This window comes from Streptomyces sp. 4N509B (assembly GCF_052245655.1).
GTDB lineage: Bacteria > Actinomycetota > Actinomycetes > Streptomycetales > Streptomycetaceae > Streptomyces.
Map to the genome: position 1 here is coordinate 102,575 of NZ_JBQQBZ010000018.1, position 18,410 is coordinate 120,984.

The following is an 18,410-nucleotide window of genomic DNA, read 5'->3' on the forward strand; positions in this document are numbered from 1 at the left end:
CGCCGCTGAGGGGACAGCTTCGGCCCCGCTTCGGTGGGCCGTCGTGTGTTCGATTCCGGCCGCGTCCCACGCGGTGGCATCCTGGGCCTGGGGTGCCGACCGAGCGCGGCCCCGGGGACAGCTCACCCCCCACCGGGTCGGCCGTCGGGCCGGACCCCCACGGGCCCGGGACGCGCCTCAGACCAGGCCGCGGCGGGCGGCCTGCCACGCGAGTTGCATGCGGGTGGCCGCACCCGTCAGGTCCATGAGGTGCTGGACGCGGCGCTGGACCGTGCGGCGGGATATCTGGAGCTGGGTCGCGATGGCCTTGTCCGCGACGCCCGCCACCAGCAGGGACAGCAGCTGCCGGTCGGTCGCGGACAGGCTCTCGGTCTCGCCCTCCGTCCCGGTCAGGGCGCCGTCGTGGGTGACGCGCAGCGGCACCGCGGTCTCCCAGTAGCTCTCGAAGAGCGCGATCAGCGCGTCCAGCAGGCTGCTGGCGCGGACCACGGCCGCCGTCGGCTCCTGCGGGCTGCCGCTGGGGCCGCCCGGCACCAGGGGGCAGACGGCGACCTCCCGGTCGGCGACGGCCATCCGCAGCGGCAGGGCGGGCACGGACCGCGCGTGCTCCCCCGCGCGGACGCCGGCGACGAGGCTGTCGACGGAGCCGGGATCCTCGAAGTAGTCCCGTTCGTAGACCACCCGGTAGCGCACCCCCCGCGCGAGGGCGTCGAACTCGGCGTCGTTGTCGCTCGACGGCATGGCCACGTACTGGGCTTTGCAGAACCACATCATCTCCGAGCGTGCGCCCGCCTGGAGCTGCCACACGTAGTGGCGGAGCGCGGCGGTGCCCGTGACGAGCTCGATGAGCTGGCCGGCGTCGTGGCGGCGGCGCGTGCCCCGGTACGTCTCCAGAAGCTCGGTCAGCACCGAGCGCGCCTGCTCCAGTTCGCGTTCCTGTCGTTGCAGGCGGGGCAGCAGCGCCACGTCGGGCGGGTTGGCGGCGAAGACGTCGGCGTCGGCGTCACCGTCGGCACGGCTGACCAGACCCCGGCGTTCGAGGCCCGCCAGCAGCCGCTCGGTGTCGGCGGCGGCGAGCCCGGTGCGCGCGGCGACGTCGGCGGCGGGGGCCGACTCCACCGACACCAGGTGCCGGTAGACCCGCTCCTCCTCCGTCGTGAGACCGGCGGCCTGGAGCACCCGTCTCACCTCCGCAAGGTCCCGGCCGACACAGGACCGTCGTGGTGGCACGTTAGTGACATGTCGCCACTGCGACAACGGGAATACCGTGACACCGCCCGCCGCGTGCCCCGATCCTTGCCATGCCCGCCCTGACCACGGGCGGGAGGAAAGGACAGCCGCTGATGGAACGGTCGAGGAGCGGGCACCGCAGAGCGTGGCGGACACGGCTGGCCGCCGCGATGACAACGGGGACACTGGCGGCGGGCGTGGCCGTCGCGTCCCCCGCCGCCCTCGCCGAGGCGGCCGACGCCACCGGCGTCGGGGGCGCCGCACACACCCACGGCGCCCCCGTCCCCACCGGACGGACCGACACGGTGCGGCTGGTGACCGGCGACACGGTGACGGTGACGAGCACCGCCGACGGACGGCGCACGGTGTCCGTCACGCCGGGCGAGGGCCGCGACGGTCTGGCGTTCCAGACCATCGACCACGACGGCGCCCTCACGGTGCTCCCCTCCGACGTGGAGCCGCTGTTCGTGGCCGGCCACATCGACCCGGCGCTGTTCGACGTGACGGGCCTGGTCGAGCGGGGCCTCGACACCGCCCACGCCGACGCGCTGCCGCTGCTGGTCTTCCACCCCGAGGGCGTCTCGGCCGCCGCGGCCGAGGACTCGGTGGACGCCCTCGCCTCGCTGCGCGACACCGAGGCGCCCTCCTTCTCGTTGGAGAGCATCGGCGCGACGTCCATGGCGGTCGACGACGAGGACCTCGGGGACTTCTGGGAGGCGCTTCACGCGCCGGCCCGGCCGAGCGCCCGGAACCTCGGCGCGACGCCCCGGCTGTGGCTGGACGCCCCGGTCTCCGCCCAGCTGGACCGCAGCACCGGGCAGGTCAACGCCCCCGCCGCCTGGGAAGCCGGGCTCGACGGCAGCGGCGTGAGGGTCGCCGTCCTCGACACCGGCGCCGACCCCGAGCACCCCGACCTGGCGGGGCGGATCACCGCCGCCGAGGACTTCACCGGGAGCGGCGGCACGCACGACGCCGTCGGGCACGGCACCCACGTGGCCGCGACCGTGGCCGGCACCGGCGCGGGCGGCGAGGGTGGCCGCCAGGGCATGGCGCCCGGCGCCGAGGTGCTCGTGGGCAAGGTGCTCGGTGACACCGGGTCCGGCTCCACCTCTCAGGTCATCGCCGGCATGGAGTGGGCGGCCGAACAGGGCTCGGACGTCGTCACCATGAGCCTCGGCTCCGACGAGCCGAGCGACGGCACCGACCCGCTCAGCCTCGCGGTCAACGAGCTGACCGCGTCCACCGACACCCTGTTCGTCGTGGCGGCGGGCAACAACGGCGCGGCCGGCGAGGGCACGATCGGCTCCCCCGCCGCCGCCGACGCGGCCCTGACCGTCGGCGCCGTGGACCGCGAGGACGTCCTCGCGCCGTTCTCCAGCCGCGGCCCGCGCTACGGCGACGCGGCCGTCAAGCCGGACCTCACCGCGCCGGGCGTCGGCATCGTCGCGGCCCGCGCGGCCGGCACCTCCATGGGCACGCCCGTCGACGCCCTGTACACGGCCGCCTCCGGCACCTCGATGGCGACGCCGCACGTGGCGGGCGCGGCCGTGCTGCTCGCGCAGGCCCACCCCGAGTGGGACGCCGAGCTGCTGAAGTCCGCGCTGGTCAGCACCGCCCACACGGTGGACGGCGCGGCCGTCACCGAGCAGGGCGGCGGGCGCCTGGACGTGGCGGCGGCCCTGGCCGGGCCCTTGGTGGCCAGCGGCACGGTGGCGCTCGGCCCGTTCGAGACCGGCGACGGCGCCGGGCAGGCCGAGACGGAGACGCTGCGGTACACCAACACCGTCGACGAGCCCGTGACGCTGCGGCTCGCCGCCTCCCTGACGACGGACGACGGCGAGCCGCTCCCCGAGGGCGCGGTCAGCCTGGCGGCCGCCGAGGTGACCGTGGAGCCGGGGAAGACCGCCGAGGTGCCGCTCACGGCCGACCCGACGGGCGTCCCGCACGGCGCGTACTACGGCTACGTGACCGCCACGACGGACGACGGCGAGGTGGTGGCGCACACCACGGTGAGCCTCGTCGTCCAGCCGCCCTCCCACCGCCTCGACGTGACGATCACCGGCCCCGACGGGGAGCCGGTCACCTGGGCGATGCCGCTGTTCTGGGGGCCGGCCGGCTTCGTGAGCTTCCGCCGCGAGGGCCCGGGGAGGGTGTCGGCCGAGGTGCCGGAGGGCACGTACCTCGGCCGCGAGTTCGGCCAGCACATGGGCGAGGACGAGCTGCCCCAGTACCGGATGGCGGTGCTGCCCGAGGTGCGGGTCACCGAGGACACGGCCGTCACCCTGGACCTGCGCGTGGCCACCCCGGTGGAGATCCGCACCCCGCGCCCCACCGACTACCGCGGCTGGCTCGTCTTCCAGCTCCACCGGGAGCTCGACGGGCACGCGTTCCTGAACACCGTGCAGTACCCGCACGGGGCGCGGCTGTGGGTCTCCCCCACCGAGCCGGTGACCGAGGGCAGCTTCGAGTTCGCCTCCCGCTGGCACCTGGCCGCGCCCCTGCTGGACGCCCGCGTCCCCGGCGCGCGGGACCTCGCGCTCGACCCGTACTACTCCTCGTACTCGCCCCTGATGGCCCCGGGGCGGCTGCGACAGACGCTGGTGGCCGTCGACGCGGGCAGCGTGGAGGAGCCCGACTTCAGCCGGGCGGAGGGCCGGCTCGCGGTGCTGCGCGGCGAGGGGTTCCTGTGGGACCTGGCCGAACAGGCCGCCGAGGCCGGGGTGGCCGCGCTGCTCCTGGTGCGGGACGACGACGGCTCCGCCGTCACCCCCTGGCACCCGAACGGCGACCGCTACGCCACGCCGATCGCGCGCGTCACGGCCGCGCACGGGGCGGCGCTGCTGGAGCGGATCGCGCAGCGGCGGACGACGGTGGAGTTCACCGGCGACGCCCGCGGCTCCTACGCCTACGACGTGCTCCAGGTCTCCCGGGGCCACATCCCCGAACGGGTGGTGCACACCGTCACCGAGGACAACACCGCCCGCGTGAGGACGTCCTACGCGCGGCTGGGCGCGACCGACCAGCTGCCCACGCACCGGGTCGCCTGGCGGCCCTACCAGGACACGACGGTCGTCGGCCCGCCGGTCTGGGCGCCCTCCGCGTGGGAGCGCACCGAGTACGTGAGCACCGGCGCGCCGGGCACCACGGGCGAGGCCGTGTGGCAGCGGTTCGTGCACTACACCATGCCGTGGCTGGTCGACGCGCCGGTGGACGGGGCGGCGATGCGCGACCGGCCGCGGTCCTACGAGGTGGGGCAGCGGGTGACGCAGGAGTGGCTCGGAGCCGTCGTGCGGCCGGCGATCCCGGCCGGCGGCCAGCTGGTCAGCGAGCGCGCGGGGAACATGATGACGCTGCGGGTCCCGGAGTTCGCCGACGCGGGCGCGGCGGCCGGGCAGTGGTCCTCGGGCGGCACGGCCGACGGCGCGCTGTACCGGGAGGGCGAGCACCTCGGGGCGTCCGACGGCGGCTTCGGCTCCTTCGAGGTGCCGGCGGGCGAGGCCGCGTACCGCTTCGACCTCACCACCAGCCGCTCGAACGCGGACTGGACGTTCGGCACCCGGACCGACACCTCCTGGAGCTTCACCTCCGAGGCCACGTCCGAGGCGGCGCCGCTGCCGCTGCTCCAGCTCGACTACGCCCTCCGCGCCGGCCTGGACAACGCGGTGGACGCGGGCGGGCGGCACACCCTCGGGGTGAGCGTCCGTCACCAGGACGGGCTGGCGCCCCCCGAGGGTGTCGAGGTACGGGTCGAGGCCTCCTACGACGACGGGGAGAGCTTCTCCCCGGCGGTGCGGCTGCGTCCCGTCGGCGGCGAGGGCACCGCGTTCGAGGCCACGATCGAACGGCCGCGCGACGTGCGGGGCGACGCGTACGTGACGCTGCGGGTCACCGCGAGCGACGCGGCGGGCAACGAGGTCCGGCAGACCGTGACGCGGGCCTACGCGGACCTCGACTGACGCCCCTGGCCCCGCGTTCCGTTCGCGGGCCCGACCCGGGCCCCCGCTACGGGTAGGCCGCCGCCAGGCGGTCGTACTCCTCCCGCGTCAGCGGCAGGACGGTCCCGTGGCGGGGGCTCGCGGGCAGGTCGTAGCCGGAGGAGACGGTCCACCGACCCGAGTCGAGGTCGGTGGACTCGAACGGCACGTAGCCGCGCCCGCCGAACTCGTCGATGAACAGGTACCACTTCTCCTCGGTGTTCGAGCGGAAGACGGTCGGGCCCTCGCCCTGGCTGATGACGCCCGAGCCCAGGCAGTCGGCAATCACCTCGTAGGAGGGGGACAGCAGGTCGGTGGCGGACTCGGCGGTGACGTACTTCCCGCAGGGCGCGTCGCCGCCGCGGGAGCGCTCGTCCTTGGTGAAGCGGTAGTAGGTGTCGCCCTCGCGGATGACGGTGGAGTCGATCACGGAGTGGCCCGGGTCGTGCCACACGCGGGCCTCGCTGAAGGTGACGAAGTCGGTGGTGGTGGCGTACATCATGCGGTTGTGGGTGCTGCCGGTGTGGCCGGGGTCGTCCTCCGCGTAGATCTTGGAGGCCCAGAAGACGACGTAGGCGCCGCGCTCCGCGTCGTAGTACGCCTCCGGCGCCCAGGTGTTGCCCGCGGTGTCGGGCGAGACCCGTGCCAGCCGGGGCGAGGTCCAGGTGACGAGGTCGGTCGACTCCCAGACGACGATCGACCGGCTGCCGTGGCGCTGCGCGCCGTCCCAGTCGCCGTCGCCGTGGATGCGCAGGTCGGTGGCGATGAGGTAGAAGCGGTCGTTCTCGGGCGAGCGGATGACGAACGGGTCGCGCACGCCCTGCTCGCCGACGCCCGAGCGCAGCACGGGCGCGCCGCCGTTCAGCTCCCGCCAGTGCAGGGGGTCGTTGCCCTCGCTCAGGGCGAAGTAGACCTGTTCGCCGTCGGCGGTGCCCTCGCCGGTGAAGTACGTGAAGAGGTATCCGGCGTATTCCTGCTGCGCCGGTCGGGCCGTCTCGGCCGGCCGCGTCGGCTGGTTCGGGCGGGCCTCGGCGTGGGGGGCGGTGGTGGCGGTCAGCAGCAGCGCGGCGAGGGCCAGCAGGGTCCTGCCACGCCATCGGGTGCGTCGCATCGGCGGTCTCCTGTCGGTGGGGGGCGGTGGCGACGAGGACGGTGAGCGACGTGGTGAGTGTCGGATCACGGCGTGGCCACGTCAAGAGAGCGACGCGACCGGTGAAACGGGAGGGACTCTTGGGACAATGCACCCATGAACAGCCGCAAGCCGAACGTCCTCGTCGTCCTGACCGACCAGCAGCGCTGGGACACCACCGGGGTGGGTGGGTGCTCCGCCGGCGTGACCCCCGAGTTCGACGCCATGGCCCGTGCCGGCACCCACGTGGAGTGCGCGGTGACGCCGCAGCCGGTGTGCGCGCCGGCACGGGCGGCGTTGCAGACCGGCCGATGGCCGACGACGACGGGGGTGTACCGCAACGGGCTGCCGCTGCCCGCCGAGGGGACGACGCTGGCGCGGTCGTTCGCCGAGGCCGGGTACGTCACCGGGTACCTCGGCAAGTGGCACCTGGCGGGGCAGCAGCCGGGCGAGGGCGCGGGCCCGGTGCCGCCCGAGCGGCGGGCCGGCTACGAGCGCTGGCTGGCCAGCGAGCTGCTGGAGTTCACCTCCGACGCGTACCGCACGGTGCTGTACGACGAGGAGGGCGAGCCGGTCCGGCTGCCCGGGTACCGCTCGGACGCGCTGGTGGACGCGGCGATCCGGTTCGTCGCCGACCACCACGACCGGCCGTTCCTGCTCTTCCTGTCGCTGCTGGAGCCGCACCACCAGAACGCCACCGACGACTATCCGGCGCCCGCCGGCTACCGCGAGCGGTACGAGGGGCGCTGGCTGCCGCCCGACCTCGCGGCGTTGAGCCCGGCCGCGAGGGAGGGCGGGGCCCTGCGCCACCTCGGCGGGTACCTGGGCCAGATCCGGCGCGTGGACGAGGGCCTGGGGCGGCTGCGGGACGCGCTGCGCAGCCTGGAGCTGGAGGAGGACACGATCGTGGCCTACACCGCGGACCACGGCTCGCACTTCAGGACCCGCAACGACGAGTACAAGCGCTCGGCGCACGACGCCTCGGTGCGGGTGCCGCTGGCGCTGACCGGCGGCCGCTTCACGGGTGGCGGTCTCGTGCGGCATCCGGTGAGCACGCTGGACCTGGTGCCGACGCTGCTGGACGCGGCGGGGCTGCCGGTGCCCGACGACGTGCAGGGGCGCTCGTTCCTGCCGCTGCTCGGCGGCGGGAGGGACCCGGGCCGTCCCGCGGAGGTCTTCGTGCAGATCAGCGAGTCGCAGGTGGGGCGGGCGCTGCGGAGTGAGCGGTGGAAGTACGTGGTGACCGCGCCGGAGGGCGAGGCGGACCCGTGGGACGACCCCCGGGCGCGGCGGTACGTCGAGAGCGAGCTGTACGACCTGCACACCGACCCGTACGAGCTGGACAACCTCGCCGGTCTCGACTCCCACCGGCAGGTCGCCGACCGGCTGCGGGAGGCGCTGCTGGCGTGGCTTACGCGGGCCGGCGAGGAGCCGGCCGAGGTGCTGCCGGCTCCCGTGCTGCCGGCCCGCCTCCAGCGGCGGGTCGACGCCGAGGCGCGCGAGCTGCCGTGGGACGGGCTGCCGTTCGGCCACCAGGCGCGGCGGAACGGCAGCCCGGGTTGAGAACCGGTGACGTGACGATGGCCCGTCACCGGTGGTCCGGCCACCGGTGAGGCGTCAGCGGTGGTGGGGGGCGGGGCTCGGCACCCCCGAGGTGGTCCAGTCGATGATCTGCACGGCGGCGCCGGCCGCCTCCTGCCCACGACAGACGTGCCGGTGGCGGGCGGTGATGTCGGCGACGCGCAGCCGGCGGCGGAACGCGGGCTCGACGAGCATCCGGTGGGCGTACGCCCACAGCTGCCGGTGCCCGGCCACGCGGTGCACCGCGTCGACGTCGAGGTGCCAGCGGTGCACCGTGTCGAGCTCGACGAGGGTGACCCACAGGTGCAGGTCGGCGGCCGTCAGGGAGTGTCCGAGCAGGTAGGCGTGGCCGCGCGCCAGGCGGTCCTCGAGCGCGCACAGCACCGTCAGCAGCGTGTCGAGGGCCCGCTGCCTGCCCCGGTGGTCGCCGAAGGGGTCGGGGTCGCTGGGCAGCGGCGCGTGGCTCGCGGGCTGGCCCGCCCGCTGCGCCGCGGCGACGATGCCGTGCTCGCACAGCTCGGCGACCATGGCGATGTCCTCGTCGAGGGCGTCGGGGAAGAGACGAGGGCCGTCGTCGCCGAAGTGGGTGGCGAGGTCGGCCAGGATGTCGGGGGCGTGGTTGCTGACGACGCGTCCGGTCCAGGTGTCGACGAGGGCGGGGGCGACGGCGGGGCCGGCGACGCGGTGCTCCGTCGCCTCGTAGGCGGTCCGCAGCACGGCGTATCCGCCGGTGGGGTCGGGGACCGGCGGGAGCAGGGTGAGCCGGACGCGGTCGTGGAGGCGGAGCAGGTCGTAGGCGATCGCGATTCGCAGACAGTGCGGACAGGACAGCGTCAGGTAGAGGTGGAAGCGATGGGGCGCCGCGTGGAAGCCGCCGCGGGCGTCGCGGCCGATGCGGCCCCGGAAGGCGTGAGGCGTGTTCGACGACGTGGCTGACATGACTCTCCCCGGACAGGACACGAGAGGCAAGGAACGGAGTCGGGAGACAGACAGGGAAGCGGGGCGGGGCCGCTGAGGTCGGCTCAGAACGACCGGAACCAGCCGAGCGTGGCGGGAACGGGCCGGACCGGCCTAAGGGGAACGAGCGTTCCCACGGCCCTGGCGCCCGGGGTCAGCCTCGTGAACTGATGGCGCTGCACACGCGCAGCAGGTCGATGTGCCGCCGGGAGGTCAACAGGCGGAGCCGGGGCGCGACGGGGGGCACGGCTCGACTGGCCGCCTCTCCGTTCGCGCCTGTCATGACGTCCCACCCATCCCATCGTTCCCGTGCGTACCGTCCGGTCTGGCCCAAGGCCCGTCGGAAGGTCCGTCCCGGAGTCAGTCCGTCACGAGTCACCTCGAAGAGGGCTCGGTCGGATTGTCCGACCGCCGTCCTGCGTGGTCAAGGGTCACCACGGCGTGTGCGACGTGCCATGAGGTGGGCACGGAGGCACGGGGGGCGCATTCCCGCCACGCGGGTCTTCCGAAACAACCGACTGACGGGCCGTCACCGTGTGAAAGATTTTCGGAAAGCGCTCGCTGACCTGGCCACTCCGCACTCCGGGGTGTTGCCCACGTGAAACCCGGAAATCCTGGGCTAACAGAGGTATTGACCTGGCCATGTCCGCTCATTAGCCTTCCGCGACATCTTCCGGAATCGTTCCGGAAATTATCGGTCAGCCCGCCGCCGGGAGCGAACCCACCATGACGAGCCGCCGCACCTTCCTGAGCCTCCTGCCCGCCACCGTCGCCGCCACCACCGTGAGCACCGCCTCGGCCACCGCCGCCTCCCCCACCTCCGCCGCCCGGCCGAGCCGTCAGGAACGCAGACGCAGCGTCTTCCTGTCCACCTCGTGGCAGCCCGGCAGCCTCCGCCTCGCCGGCGGCGGCAGGGCCACCCCGATCGTCGTCAGCTCCACCGACCACCCCGGCGTGGTGCGGGTGGTGGGCGACCTCCAGGCCGACATCGAACGGGTGACCGGCATACGGCCCGAGGTCTCCCAGGACCAGGTCCCCGGCGGCGTCGACGAGGTCGTCATCGTCGGCACCATCGGCGCGAGCCCGCTGATCGACCGGCTCGTCGAATCCGGAAAGCTCGACGTCGAGGGCATCGCCGGCCGCTGGGAGACCACCCGTCAGCAGCTCGTGCGCGACCCGCTCCCCGGCGTGCGGCGCGCGTTCGTCATCGCCGGCAGCGACCAGCGCGGCACGATCTTCGGCGTGTACGAGGCGTCCCGCCAGATGGGCGTCTCCCCGTGGTACTGGTGGGACGACGTCCCCGCCCCGCGCCACCCCGCGCTCTACGCCCTCCCCGGCCGCTACACCCAGGGCACCCCGGCGGTGCGGTACCGCGGCATCTTCATCAACGACGAGAACCCGGCCCTCGGCACCTGGGCCCCGGCGTTCTTCGGCCCCGGACACGCCCCCGGCTTCGAGAACGGCTTCAACAAGGAGTTCTTCGCCAAGGTCTTCGAGGCCATGCTGCGGCTGAAGGCCAACTACCTGTGGCCCGCCGTCTGGGGCCGCGCCTTCGCCGAGGACGACCCCGAGAACCACGCCACCGCGACGCTCTACGGCATCGTCATGGGCACCTCCCACGAGGCGCCCATGATGCGCGGCATCGAGGAGTGGAACCGCCACCCCGACGCCTACGGCGGCACCGGCGAGTGGAGCTTCGTCCGCAACGCCGACGCCATCCGGGCGTACTGGCGCGACGGCGCCCGCCGCATGGCCGACGAGGGCTTCGAGGGCGTGGTCACCCTCGGCATGCGCGGCAACGGCGACACCAGCCTGCCCGACGGCGACGGCATCGAGCTGATGCAGGAGATCATCTCCACCCAGCGGGAGATCCTGACCGAGGAGTTCGGCGGCGACATCACCGACGTCCCGCAGGTCTTCACCCTCTACAAGGAGGTCCAGCGGTACTGGGACCGGGGCCTGAGGCCCCCCGAGGACGTCACCGTCATCCTCTGCGACGACAACTGGGGCAACCTGCGCAAGCTCCCCGACCTGTCGATGGAGGAGCGCCCCGGCGGCTACGGCATGTACTACCACTTCGACTACGTCGGCGGCGGCCGGAACTACAAGTGGGTCGACACCGTCAACCTCGCCTCCACCTGGGAGCAGCTGCACCTGGCCTACTCCTACGGCGTCGACCGCCTGTGGGTGGTGAACTGCGGCGACATGAAGGCCGAGGAGATGCCCGTCCAGTTCTTCCTCGACTACGCCTGGGACCCGCACCGGTGGACCATCGACCGGCTCGGCGAGTGGGAGCGGCAGTACGCCGAGCAGAGCTTCGGCCCGCAGCACGCCGACGCCATCGCCGAGGTGCTGCACACCTACGGCGTGCTCCAGGCCCGCCGCAAGCCCGAGCTGCTCAACCGGCGCATCACCCTCGACCCCGCCAAGGACCCGGCCACCGACTCCTCCGCCGTGCTCTACGACGACCAGGCCAGCCCCTACAGCCTCGTCAACTACCGCGAGATCGAGACCGTCACCGGCGAGTGGGAGCTGCTGGACGCCGAGGCCGAACGGATCAGGCACGAGCTGCCCGAGGCCTACCACGACGCCTACTACCAGCTGGTGCAGTACCAGGTGGAGGCCACGGCGAACCTGTACGCGCTGCGGCTGGCGGAGTTCACCAACCTCCACTACGCCGACCAGGGCCGCGCCGCCGCCAACGACCTGGCCGACGCGACCGACGCGCGCTTCGCCGACGACCAGGCCATGTCGGACTACTACAACCACACCCTGGCCGACGGGAAGTGGCAGGGCTTCCAGACCCAGCCGAAGATCGGCTACGGCGACGTCGAGCGCTACGGCCCCGACGCGGGCTGGCAGCAGCCGCAGACCCCGAACCACGTCGCGCTCCCCGACGAGGTCTTCCCGCCCGTGCGCCGCGTCGAGCTGCCCGAGGGACCGGAGATGGGCGTCGCGATCGACGGCTCCGAGCTGTGGTGGCCCGCCGCCGACACGGTGGCGGAGCTGCCCGCCTTCAGCCCGTACCAGACGGCGCCCGAGCAGTACGTGGAGGTCTTCCGGCGCGGCACGGCCGCGTTCGACTACCGCGTCGAGCCGGCCGAGGACTGGGTGCGGGTCGAGGACGCCACCGGGCGGCTGGACGAGCGCACGCCACAGGTGCGGGCCGTGGTGCGGGTCGACTTCGACCGGGCCCCGAAGGGCACCACCATCGTGCCGATCACCGTCACCGGGCCCGGCGGCGCGAGCGTCGAGGTGCGGGCCGTGGTGGACAACCCGGAGGTGTCGCGGCGCCACCTGCACGGCTTCGTCGAGGCCGGCGGCTACGTCTCGATGGAGGCCGCGCACTACCGCAGGGCCACCTCCGTCGCCGGGGTGCGCTGGACCCGCATCCCCGACCTCGGCCGCACCGGCGACGGCATGACGCCCTTCCCGGTGACCTCGCCGAGCGTCGCGGCCGGGCGCGGGCCGCGCCTGGAGTACGAGATGACGCTGTTCACGGCCGGCGAGGTGCAGGTGCTGGCGTACCTCTCGCCCCGCAACAACACGCTGCCGAACGAGGGCCTGCGGTACGCCGTCTCGTTCGACGACGACGCACCGCAGACGGTGAACGTCACGGCCGTGACCGGCGCCAACGACACCACCATGAACCGGCAGTGGGAGCGGAACACCTCCGAGAACGTCAACCTGACGGTCACCCGCCACACGATCGCGGAGCCGGGCCGCCACGTGCTGAGGTTCTGGATGGTGGACCCGACCGTCGTCCTCCAGAAGCTCGTGGTGGACACCGGCGGCCTGCGGCCGAGCTACCTCGGCCCGCCCGAGAGCCTGCGCCTCGGACGGTGAGGGCCTGACCGCCCGCCGCGCGACGGCCTCGGCGGTCCGCACCCGGTGCGCCGGGGGAGACGGCCCTCAGCGCACGAAGGTGCGGACCGCCGCGGTCAGCTCCGCGAGGGCGCGCTTGGCGTCGGCGAAGAGCATCCCGGTCCGTGGCCCGGTGTACAGCTCGTTGTCGATGCCCGCGTAGCCGTGGCCCATGGAGCGCTTGACGACGACGACGCTGCGGGCGCGGTCCACGTCGAGGATCGGCATGCCGGAGATCGCGTTCCCCGGCCGGCGGGCGGCCGGGTTGGTGACGTCGTTGGCGCCGATCACGAGGGCCACGTCGGCCTGCGGGAACTCGGGGTTGATGTCCTCCATCTCGCGCAGCTGCGGGTAGGGCACGTTGGCCTCGGCCAGCAGCACGTTCATGTGGCCCGGCATGCGGCCGGCCACGGGGTGGATCGCGTAGCTCACGGCCACGCCGCGCTCGGTCAGCAGCTCGGCGAGCTCGCCGAGCTCGTGCTGGGCCTGGGCGGCGGCCAGCCCGTACCCGGGCACGACGATGACCCGGTCGGCGTAGGCGAGCTGGATCGCCACGTCGTCGGCGGTCACCGAACGGATCTGGGCGCCGCCCTCGGCGGTGACGGCCGCCGCCGCCTCGTCGCCCGTGCCGAAGCCGCCGACGATGATCGCGGGGATGGAGCGGTTCATCGCGTCGGCCATCAGCTTGGTGAGGATCGCGCCGGACGCGCCGACCAGGGCGCCGGCGATGATCAGCGCGGGCTCGTCGAGCACGAAGCCGGCCATGGCCACGGCGGTGCCGGTGAAGGCGTTGAGCAGCGAGATGACGACGGGCATGTCCGCGCCGCCGATCGGCAGCACCATCGTGACGCCGAACGCCAGGCCCGCCGCCAGCAGCACGAGCAGCGCGGCGGTGCTGCCGGGGTCGGCCACCAGCCAGGCGCCGGAGCCGACGAACGCCACGGCCAGCGCCACGTTGACCGCGCGGGCGCCGCGGAAGACGATCGGGCGTCCCGGCACCACGCCCTGGAGCTTGCCGGCGGCCACCAGCGATCCCGAGAAGGTGACCGCGCCGATGACGATGTCCAGCGCCCCCGGGAGGGTGAAGCGGGCCGCGAGCGCGCCGGGGTCGTGGACCTGGATCAGGTGGTCGACGGCGAGCAGCGCCGCGGCGCCGCCGCCGACCGCGTTGAAGAGGCTGACCAGCTGGGGCATGGCGGTCATCTGGACGGTGCGGGCGGCGTAGAGCCCGGCGGCGGAGCCGAGGGCCGTCGCGGTCAGCAGCACGATCCAGCCGGTGGTGGTGATCGCGTCGCCGTCGATCAGCAGCGCGGCGGTGGCGGCCACGGCCGCGGCCATGGCGGCGGCGGAGAGCGTGTTGCCACGCCGGGCGGTGGCCGGGGAGTTCATCAGGTGCAGGCCGACGACGAAGCAGCAGGCGGCGGCCAGCAGCACGTAGCGGGCGGTGGTCTCGGTGGTGCTCACCTGGCGCCTCCGTTCCCCGGGGTGGTCTGGTCGGCCGGCTGCCGCGCGGCGGGGCGGGCGCGGAACATGTCGAGCATCCGGTCGGTGACGGCGTATCCGCCGACGACGTTCATCGCGCCGAAGGCGACCGCCACGAAGGCGATGACGTACTCGACCGGGCTGTCGGCGCTGGCGGTGATGAGCATGGCGCCGATGAGGACGACGCCGTGGATGGAGTTGGCGCCGGACATCAGCGGGGTGTGCAGGGTCGCGGGGACCTTGCTGATCACCTCGTAGCCGACGAGGACGCTGAGGGCGAAGATCGTGACGGCGGTGAGCAGGTCGAGGTTCATGCGGGCCCTCCCGGGGCGCGGACGGCGCAGTCGTGGGTGACGACGACGGCGTCCTGGATCTCGTCGTCGAGATCGACGCGGACGGTGCCCTCGCTGAGCAGGTGGGTCAGCAGGGCCGTGACGTTGCGGGCGTACGCGGTGGAGGCGGCGGTGGCCATGGTGGAGGGGAGGTTGCCCGCGCCGATGAGCGTGACGCCGCCGGGCAGCACCTCGGTGGTCTCGGGGCGGGAGAGCTCGACGTTGCCGCCGAGCGGGCCGGCGGCCATGTCGACGACGACGGAGCCGGGACGCATGCCGTCGAGCGCCGCCTTCGTCACCAGCACGGGGGGCCGCCGTCCCGGGACGCGGGCGGTGGTGATGACGACGTCGCTGCGGCCGATGTACTCCTCCATCGTCCGCTGCTGGAGCTGCTCCTCCTCGGCGCGCAGGGCGCGCGCGTACCCGCCCTCGCCCGAGCCCGAGGAGATCCCCGGCACGTCGAGGAAGCGGGCGCCGAGGGAGGCGACCTCGTCCCTCGCCTCGGGGCGGACGTCGTAGGCGGAGACCACGGCGCCCAGGCGCCGGGAGGTGGCGATGGCCTGAAGGCCCGCGACGCCGGTGCCCAGCACCAGCACCTGCGCCGGCGGGGCGGTGCCGGCGGCCGTGGTGAGCATCGGGAAGTACCGGGGGTACGCGGCGGCGGCGACCAGCACGGCGCGGTACCCGGCGATGTTCGCCTGCGAGGTGAGCGCGTCCATGGACTGGGCGCGGCTGAGGGTGCGGGGCAGCAGGTCGAGGCTGACGGCGGTGACGCCGCGCTCGGCCCAGGCCGCGACGGCGTCGGGGTTGGCGCGCGGCTCCAGCATGCCGATCAGGGTCTGCCCCTCGCGCAGGTGCGCCAGCGCGCTCTCGTCGGGCGGGCCCACGCACAGCAGCACGTCGGCGCGGCGGTAGAGCTCGGCGCGGGGCACGACGGCGGCGCCGGCCTCCTCGTACGCCTCGTCGGGACACCAGGCCGCCTCGCCGGCCCCGGCCTCCACCAGCACCTCGACCCCGGCCGGGCGCAGCCGCGCCACGGCCTCGGGGACCAGGGCCACCCGGTGTTCCGCCGGGGCTCGTTCCCGGATGACACCGGCGATCGTCTCCGCCATGGTCGGTCCTCCTCACATGGGCGCGGCGTGGTTCGCACGCCGGCGCACCGGCACGGTGGTGCAGTGGATGAGTGGCCCCGTGTACCACATGCCCCACTTGATCGCCGCTCGAACGCGGGTGGAGCCGTGGTGGGCCGCGAGGAGGGCCGGTCGGCGGGTCGGTGGTCGCCCGGCCGGCCGCCACCGGCGGTCGGCGGGCCCGTTCAGCCCTCGGGCGCGGTGCTCGCCCAGCGACGGGCCACGGCGGCGCAGACGATCAGCTGCGTCTGGTGGTAGATCATCAGCGGCAGCACCGTGAGCGCGGCGTCGTCGGCGAAGATGACGCTGGCCATGGGCAGGCCGCTGGCCAGGGACTTCTTGGAGCCCGCGAAGACGATCGCGACGCGGTCGGCGCGCGCGAAGCCGAGCCGGCGCGAGCCGTACGCCGTCAGCAGCAGCATCACCGTCAGCAGCGCGGCCAGCACCCCGGCCAGCGCGAGCAGCCGCGGCCAGCTGGTCTCGTCCCAGATGCCGGCGTTCATGCCCTGGCTGAAGGCGGAGTAGACGACCACCAGGATCGCGCCGCGGTCGACGAACGACAGCACCTTCCGGTGGCGGGTGACGAAGCCGCCGATCCAGCGGCGCAGCAGCTGCCCGAGGACGAACGGCACCAGCAGCTGCCCGCCGATGGTCAGCAGCGTGTCGGTGGAGAAGCCGCCGCTGCCGCCGATGAGCGCCGCCGCCAGCAGCGGCGTCAGCACCACGCCGAGCAGGCTGGAGAACGAGCCGGCGGCGATGGCGGCGGCCACGTTGCCGCGGGCGATGGAGGTGAAGGCGATGGACGCCTGCACGGTGGAGGGCACCAGGCACAGGAAGAGCAGACCGTCGTAGAGCTCGTCGGCCACCAGCCAGGGCACCAGGCCCCTGGCGGCGAGCCCCAGCAGGGGGAAGACCACGAAGGTGCAGGCGAGGATCGCCAGGTGGAGCCGCCAGTGGCGGATGCCGGCCATCGCCTCGCTGGTGGAGAGCCGGGCGCCGTAGAGGAAGAACAGCAGGCCGATCATGCCGGTGGCCGCCGCGTCCACGCCCTCGGCCGCCGATCCGCTGGCCGGCAGCAGCGCCGCCAGGCCGACCGTGCCGAGGATCAGCACGATGTAGGGGTCGATCAGCCGGGCCAGTCTGCGCACGGGCGCCATTCTGTCCCCCCGGCGGACAGGAGTGCGCCAGGGGCTCGGATCATGGACGATGGCCTTCTGCACCCAAGCGAACCCCAAACGAACAGAAAAGGACCGAACCGCTCGTGAGCACCGCCCCACACGTCCCGAACGTCCCCCACGTCACCCTCCACAACGGCGTCTCCATGCCGCAGCTCGGCTTCGGCGTCTGGCAGGTCCCCGCCGACGAGGCGGCGGAGGCGGTCGGCCACGCCCTCGCGGCCGGCTACCGCAGCGTCGACACCGCGCAGATCTACGGCAACGAGGAGGGCGTCGGCCAGGCCCTGCGGGAGTCGGGCCTGCCGCGTGAGGACGTCTTCGTCACCACCAAGCTGTGGAACACCGCCAACGAGACGTGGACGCGCGACGCCGTGCTGCGCGAGTTCGACGCCTCGCTCGCCCGGCTCGGCCTGGAGACCGTGGACCTCTACCTCATCCACTGGCCGCGCCCGATGCGCGACGACTACGTGACGATCGTGCGGGCGCTCGGCGAACTGGCCGCCGAGGGCCGCGCCCGTGCCGTCGGCGTCTCGAACTTCCACGTCGACCACCTGCGCCGGGTCATCGACGAGACCGGCGTCGTCCCGACCCTCAACCAGGTCGAGCTCCACCCCTACCTCCAGCAGTCCGAGCTGCGCGCCTTCCACGCCGAGCACGGGATCGCCACGGAGGCGTGGTCGCCGCTCGGCCAGGGCAAGGGGCTGCTCGACGACGCCCGCCTGGCGGCCATCGCGGACAAGCACGGCCAGACCCCGGCCCAGGTGGTGCTGCGCTGGCACCTGGCGATCGGGAACATCGTCATCCCGAAGTCGGTGACGCCCTCCCGCATCCGGGAGAACATCGACGTCTTCGGCTTCGAGCTGGACGACGAGGACCTCGCGGCCATCGCGGCGATGGACGAGGGCACCCGCTTCGGCGCGAACCCCGACAGCTTCGACTGGAGCTGACGGCCCAAAGGAGCGGCGGGACCGGAGCGGAGGGCCGCCGGCGCGCGCGACCGGCGGCCGTCAGCTCGCGCCGTGGGCGAGGGACAGCTCCTCGACGCGGCTCGCGAGCTGGGCGTCGAGCTCGGTGACGCGCCCGCCGACGCTGTGGGTGTTGACCGCCACGCCGAGCCGGTTGTACGTCAGGGTCAGGTCGGCGTGGTGGTTCATCTCCTCCTGCACGGTGGCGATGTGCACGAGCATCGCGACGGCCGGCAGATGGCCGCCCAGCACGTACGTCCGCACCAGACGGTCCTCCTCCAGCGTCCATCCCGGCAGGCCGCTGAGGACCTCGGCGATCTCCAGCTCGGACAACGGCTGCGGCGCCATGGCGACTCCCTCTCGTCTCCGATCGGTCCGGGCTGTCCCGGGCCGTCCCGGGCACCCGCGGGCCCCGGGGCCACTCTAAAGGCTGTCCCGCAGTCCCTGGTGGATCAGGGAGCGGCGTCCTGGGGCTTCGATGGCAAGGCGGAGGAGGGAGTCAGCCTTGCAGGCTGGCGACCGACGACAACGCAGCTGGGGGCACCGCCCGGACCCCGGAGGGGTCTGGGGGAGGAAGTCGCAGGGCGTCGC

The 18,410-nt window shown here is 73.7% G+C and carries 11 protein-coding genes and 1 pseudogene; 4 read left to right on the top strand and 8 right to left on the bottom strand.

Features of this window, described 5'->3' with window-relative positions:
- Positions 1 to 177: 177 nt before the first annotated feature.
- On the bottom strand, positions 178 to 1,179 hold the full coding sequence (locus ACTWP5_RS18075) for a helix-turn-helix domain-containing protein (protein ID WP_443222037.1): 1,002 nt from the start codon (positions 1,177 to 1,179) through the stop codon (positions 178 to 180).
- Positions 1,180 to 1,343: 164 nt separating this feature from the next.
- Here ACTWP5_RS18075 and ACTWP5_RS18080 point away from each other — a divergent pair, with 164 nt between their 5' ends.
- On the top strand, positions 1,344 to 5,186 hold the full coding sequence (locus ACTWP5_RS18080) for a S8 family serine peptidase (RefSeq protein WP_443222015.1): 3,843 nt from the start codon (positions 1,344 to 1,346) through the stop codon (positions 5,184 to 5,186).
- Between the two features lie 49 nt (positions 5,187 to 5,235).
- Here ACTWP5_RS18080 and ACTWP5_RS18085 read toward each other — a convergent pair.
- Positions 5,236 to 6,315 (bottom strand): annotated as a pseudogene (locus ACTWP5_RS18085) (glycoside hydrolase family 43 protein); the annotation flags it as partial.
- A gap of 135 nt (positions 6,316 to 6,450) precedes the next feature.
- Here ACTWP5_RS18085 and ACTWP5_RS18090 point away from each other — a divergent pair.
- Positions 6,451 to 7,896 carry a sulfatase-like hydrolase/transferase gene (locus ACTWP5_RS18090; protein WP_443222016.1) on the top strand — a complete coding sequence of 482 codons (1,446 nt, stop codon included), beginning with the start codon at positions 6,451 to 6,453 and terminating at the stop codon, positions 7,894 to 7,896.
- Positions 7,897 to 7,950: 54 nt separating this feature from the next.
- On the opposite strand, the gene ACTWP5_RS18095 is transcribed toward ACTWP5_RS18090, so the two are convergent.
- Entirely contained in the window at positions 7,951 to 8,853 is a 903-nt protein-coding gene (locus ACTWP5_RS18095) for a glutathione S-transferase C-terminal domain-containing protein (protein ID WP_443222017.1), read from the bottom strand.
- A gap of 744 nt (positions 8,854 to 9,597) precedes the next feature.
- Between ACTWP5_RS18095 and ACTWP5_RS18100 the strand changes: the two genes are divergently transcribed.
- Positions 9,598 to 12,717 carry a glycosyl hydrolase 115 family protein gene (locus ACTWP5_RS18100; protein ID WP_443222018.1) on the top strand — a complete coding sequence of 1,040 codons (3,120 nt, stop codon included), beginning with the start codon at positions 9,598 to 9,600 and terminating at the stop codon, positions 12,715 to 12,717.
- Between the two features lie 66 nt (positions 12,718 to 12,783).
- On the opposite strand, the gene ACTWP5_RS18105 is transcribed toward ACTWP5_RS18100, so the two are convergent.
- From ACTWP5_RS18105 to ACTWP5_RS18120, 4 genes are all read right to left on the bottom strand, one after another.
- Positions 12,784 to 14,199 (bottom strand): NAD(P)(+) transhydrogenase (Re/Si-specific) subunit beta, encoded by a 1,416-nt coding sequence (locus ACTWP5_RS18105; RefSeq protein WP_443222019.1) that lies wholly within the window; start codon positions 14,197 to 14,199, stop codon positions 12,784 to 12,786.
- A complete protein-coding gene (locus ACTWP5_RS18110; RefSeq protein ID WP_443222020.1) occupies positions 14,196 to 14,531 on the bottom strand; it encodes an NAD(P) transhydrogenase subunit alpha in 336 nt (111 codons plus the stop codon). Before ACTWP5_RS18110 ends, ACTWP5_RS18105 begins: the two co-directional genes overlap by 4 nt.
- Entirely contained in the window at positions 14,528 to 15,661 is a 1,134-nt protein-coding gene (locus tag ACTWP5_RS18115; protein WP_443222021.1) for an NAD(P) transhydrogenase subunit alpha, read from the bottom strand. The genes ACTWP5_RS18110 and ACTWP5_RS18115 overlap by 4 nt, the downstream gene beginning before the upstream one ends.
- 203 nt (positions 15,662 to 15,864) lie before the next feature.
- Complete coding sequence (locus ACTWP5_RS18120; protein WP_443222022.1) at positions 15,865 to 16,836, bottom strand: bile acid:sodium symporter family protein; 972 nt, start codon at positions 16,834 to 16,836, stop codon at positions 15,865 to 15,867.
- Positions 16,837 to 17,000: 164 nt separating this feature from the next.
- Between ACTWP5_RS18120 and ACTWP5_RS18125 the strand changes: the two genes are divergently transcribed.
- The gene (locus tag ACTWP5_RS18125) at positions 17,001 to 17,801 is read left to right on the top strand and encodes an aldo/keto reductase (protein ID WP_443222038.1); all 801 of its coding nucleotides are present in this window, start codon (positions 17,001 to 17,003) and stop codon (positions 17,799 to 17,801) included.
- 60 nt (positions 17,802 to 17,861) lie between these two features.
- Here ACTWP5_RS18125 and ACTWP5_RS18130 read toward each other — a convergent pair whose 3' ends face one another.
- On the bottom strand, positions 17,862 to 18,167 hold the full coding sequence (locus ACTWP5_RS18130) for a 4a-hydroxytetrahydrobiopterin dehydratase (protein WP_443222023.1): 306 nt from the start codon (positions 18,165 to 18,167) through the stop codon (positions 17,862 to 17,864).
- Positions 18,168 to 18,410: the final 243 nt, after the last annotated feature.

Bases quoted from the DNA above. Each gene is read 5' to 3' on its own strand.
- ACTWP5_RS18115 (WP_443222021.1), bottom strand. From the start codon at position 15,661: ATGGCGGAGACGATCGCCGGTGTCATCCGGGAACGAGCCCCGGCGGAA.
- ACTWP5_RS18130 (WP_443222023.1), bottom strand. From the start codon at position 18,167: ATGGCGCCGCAGCCGTTGTCCGAGCTGGAGATCGCCGAGGTCCTCAGC.
- ACTWP5_RS18120 (WP_443222022.1), bottom strand. From the start codon at position 16,836: ATGGCGCCCGTGCGCAGACTGGCCCGGCTGATCGACCCCTACATCGTG.
- ACTWP5_RS18125 (WP_443222038.1), top strand. From the start codon at position 17,001: ATGCCGCAGCTCGGCTTCGGCGTCTGGCAGGTCCCCGCCGACGAGGCG.
- ACTWP5_RS18095 (WP_443222017.1), bottom strand. From the start codon at position 8,853: ATGTCAGCCACGTCGTCGAACACGCCTCACGCCTTCCGGGGCCGCATC.
- ACTWP5_RS18090 (WP_443222016.1), top strand. From the start codon at position 6,451: ATGAACAGCCGCAAGCCGAACGTCCTCGTCGTCCTGACCGACCAGCAG.
- ACTWP5_RS18100 (WP_443222018.1), top strand. From the start codon at position 9,598: ATGACGAGCCGCCGCACCTTCCTGAGCCTCCTGCCCGCCACCGTCGCC.
- ACTWP5_RS18080 (WP_443222015.1), top strand. From the start codon at position 1,344: ATGGAACGGTCGAGGAGCGGGCACCGCAGAGCGTGGCGGACACGGCTG.
- ACTWP5_RS18110 (WP_443222020.1), bottom strand. From the start codon at position 14,531: ATGAACCTCGACCTGCTCACCGCCGTCACGATCTTCGCCCTCAGCGTC.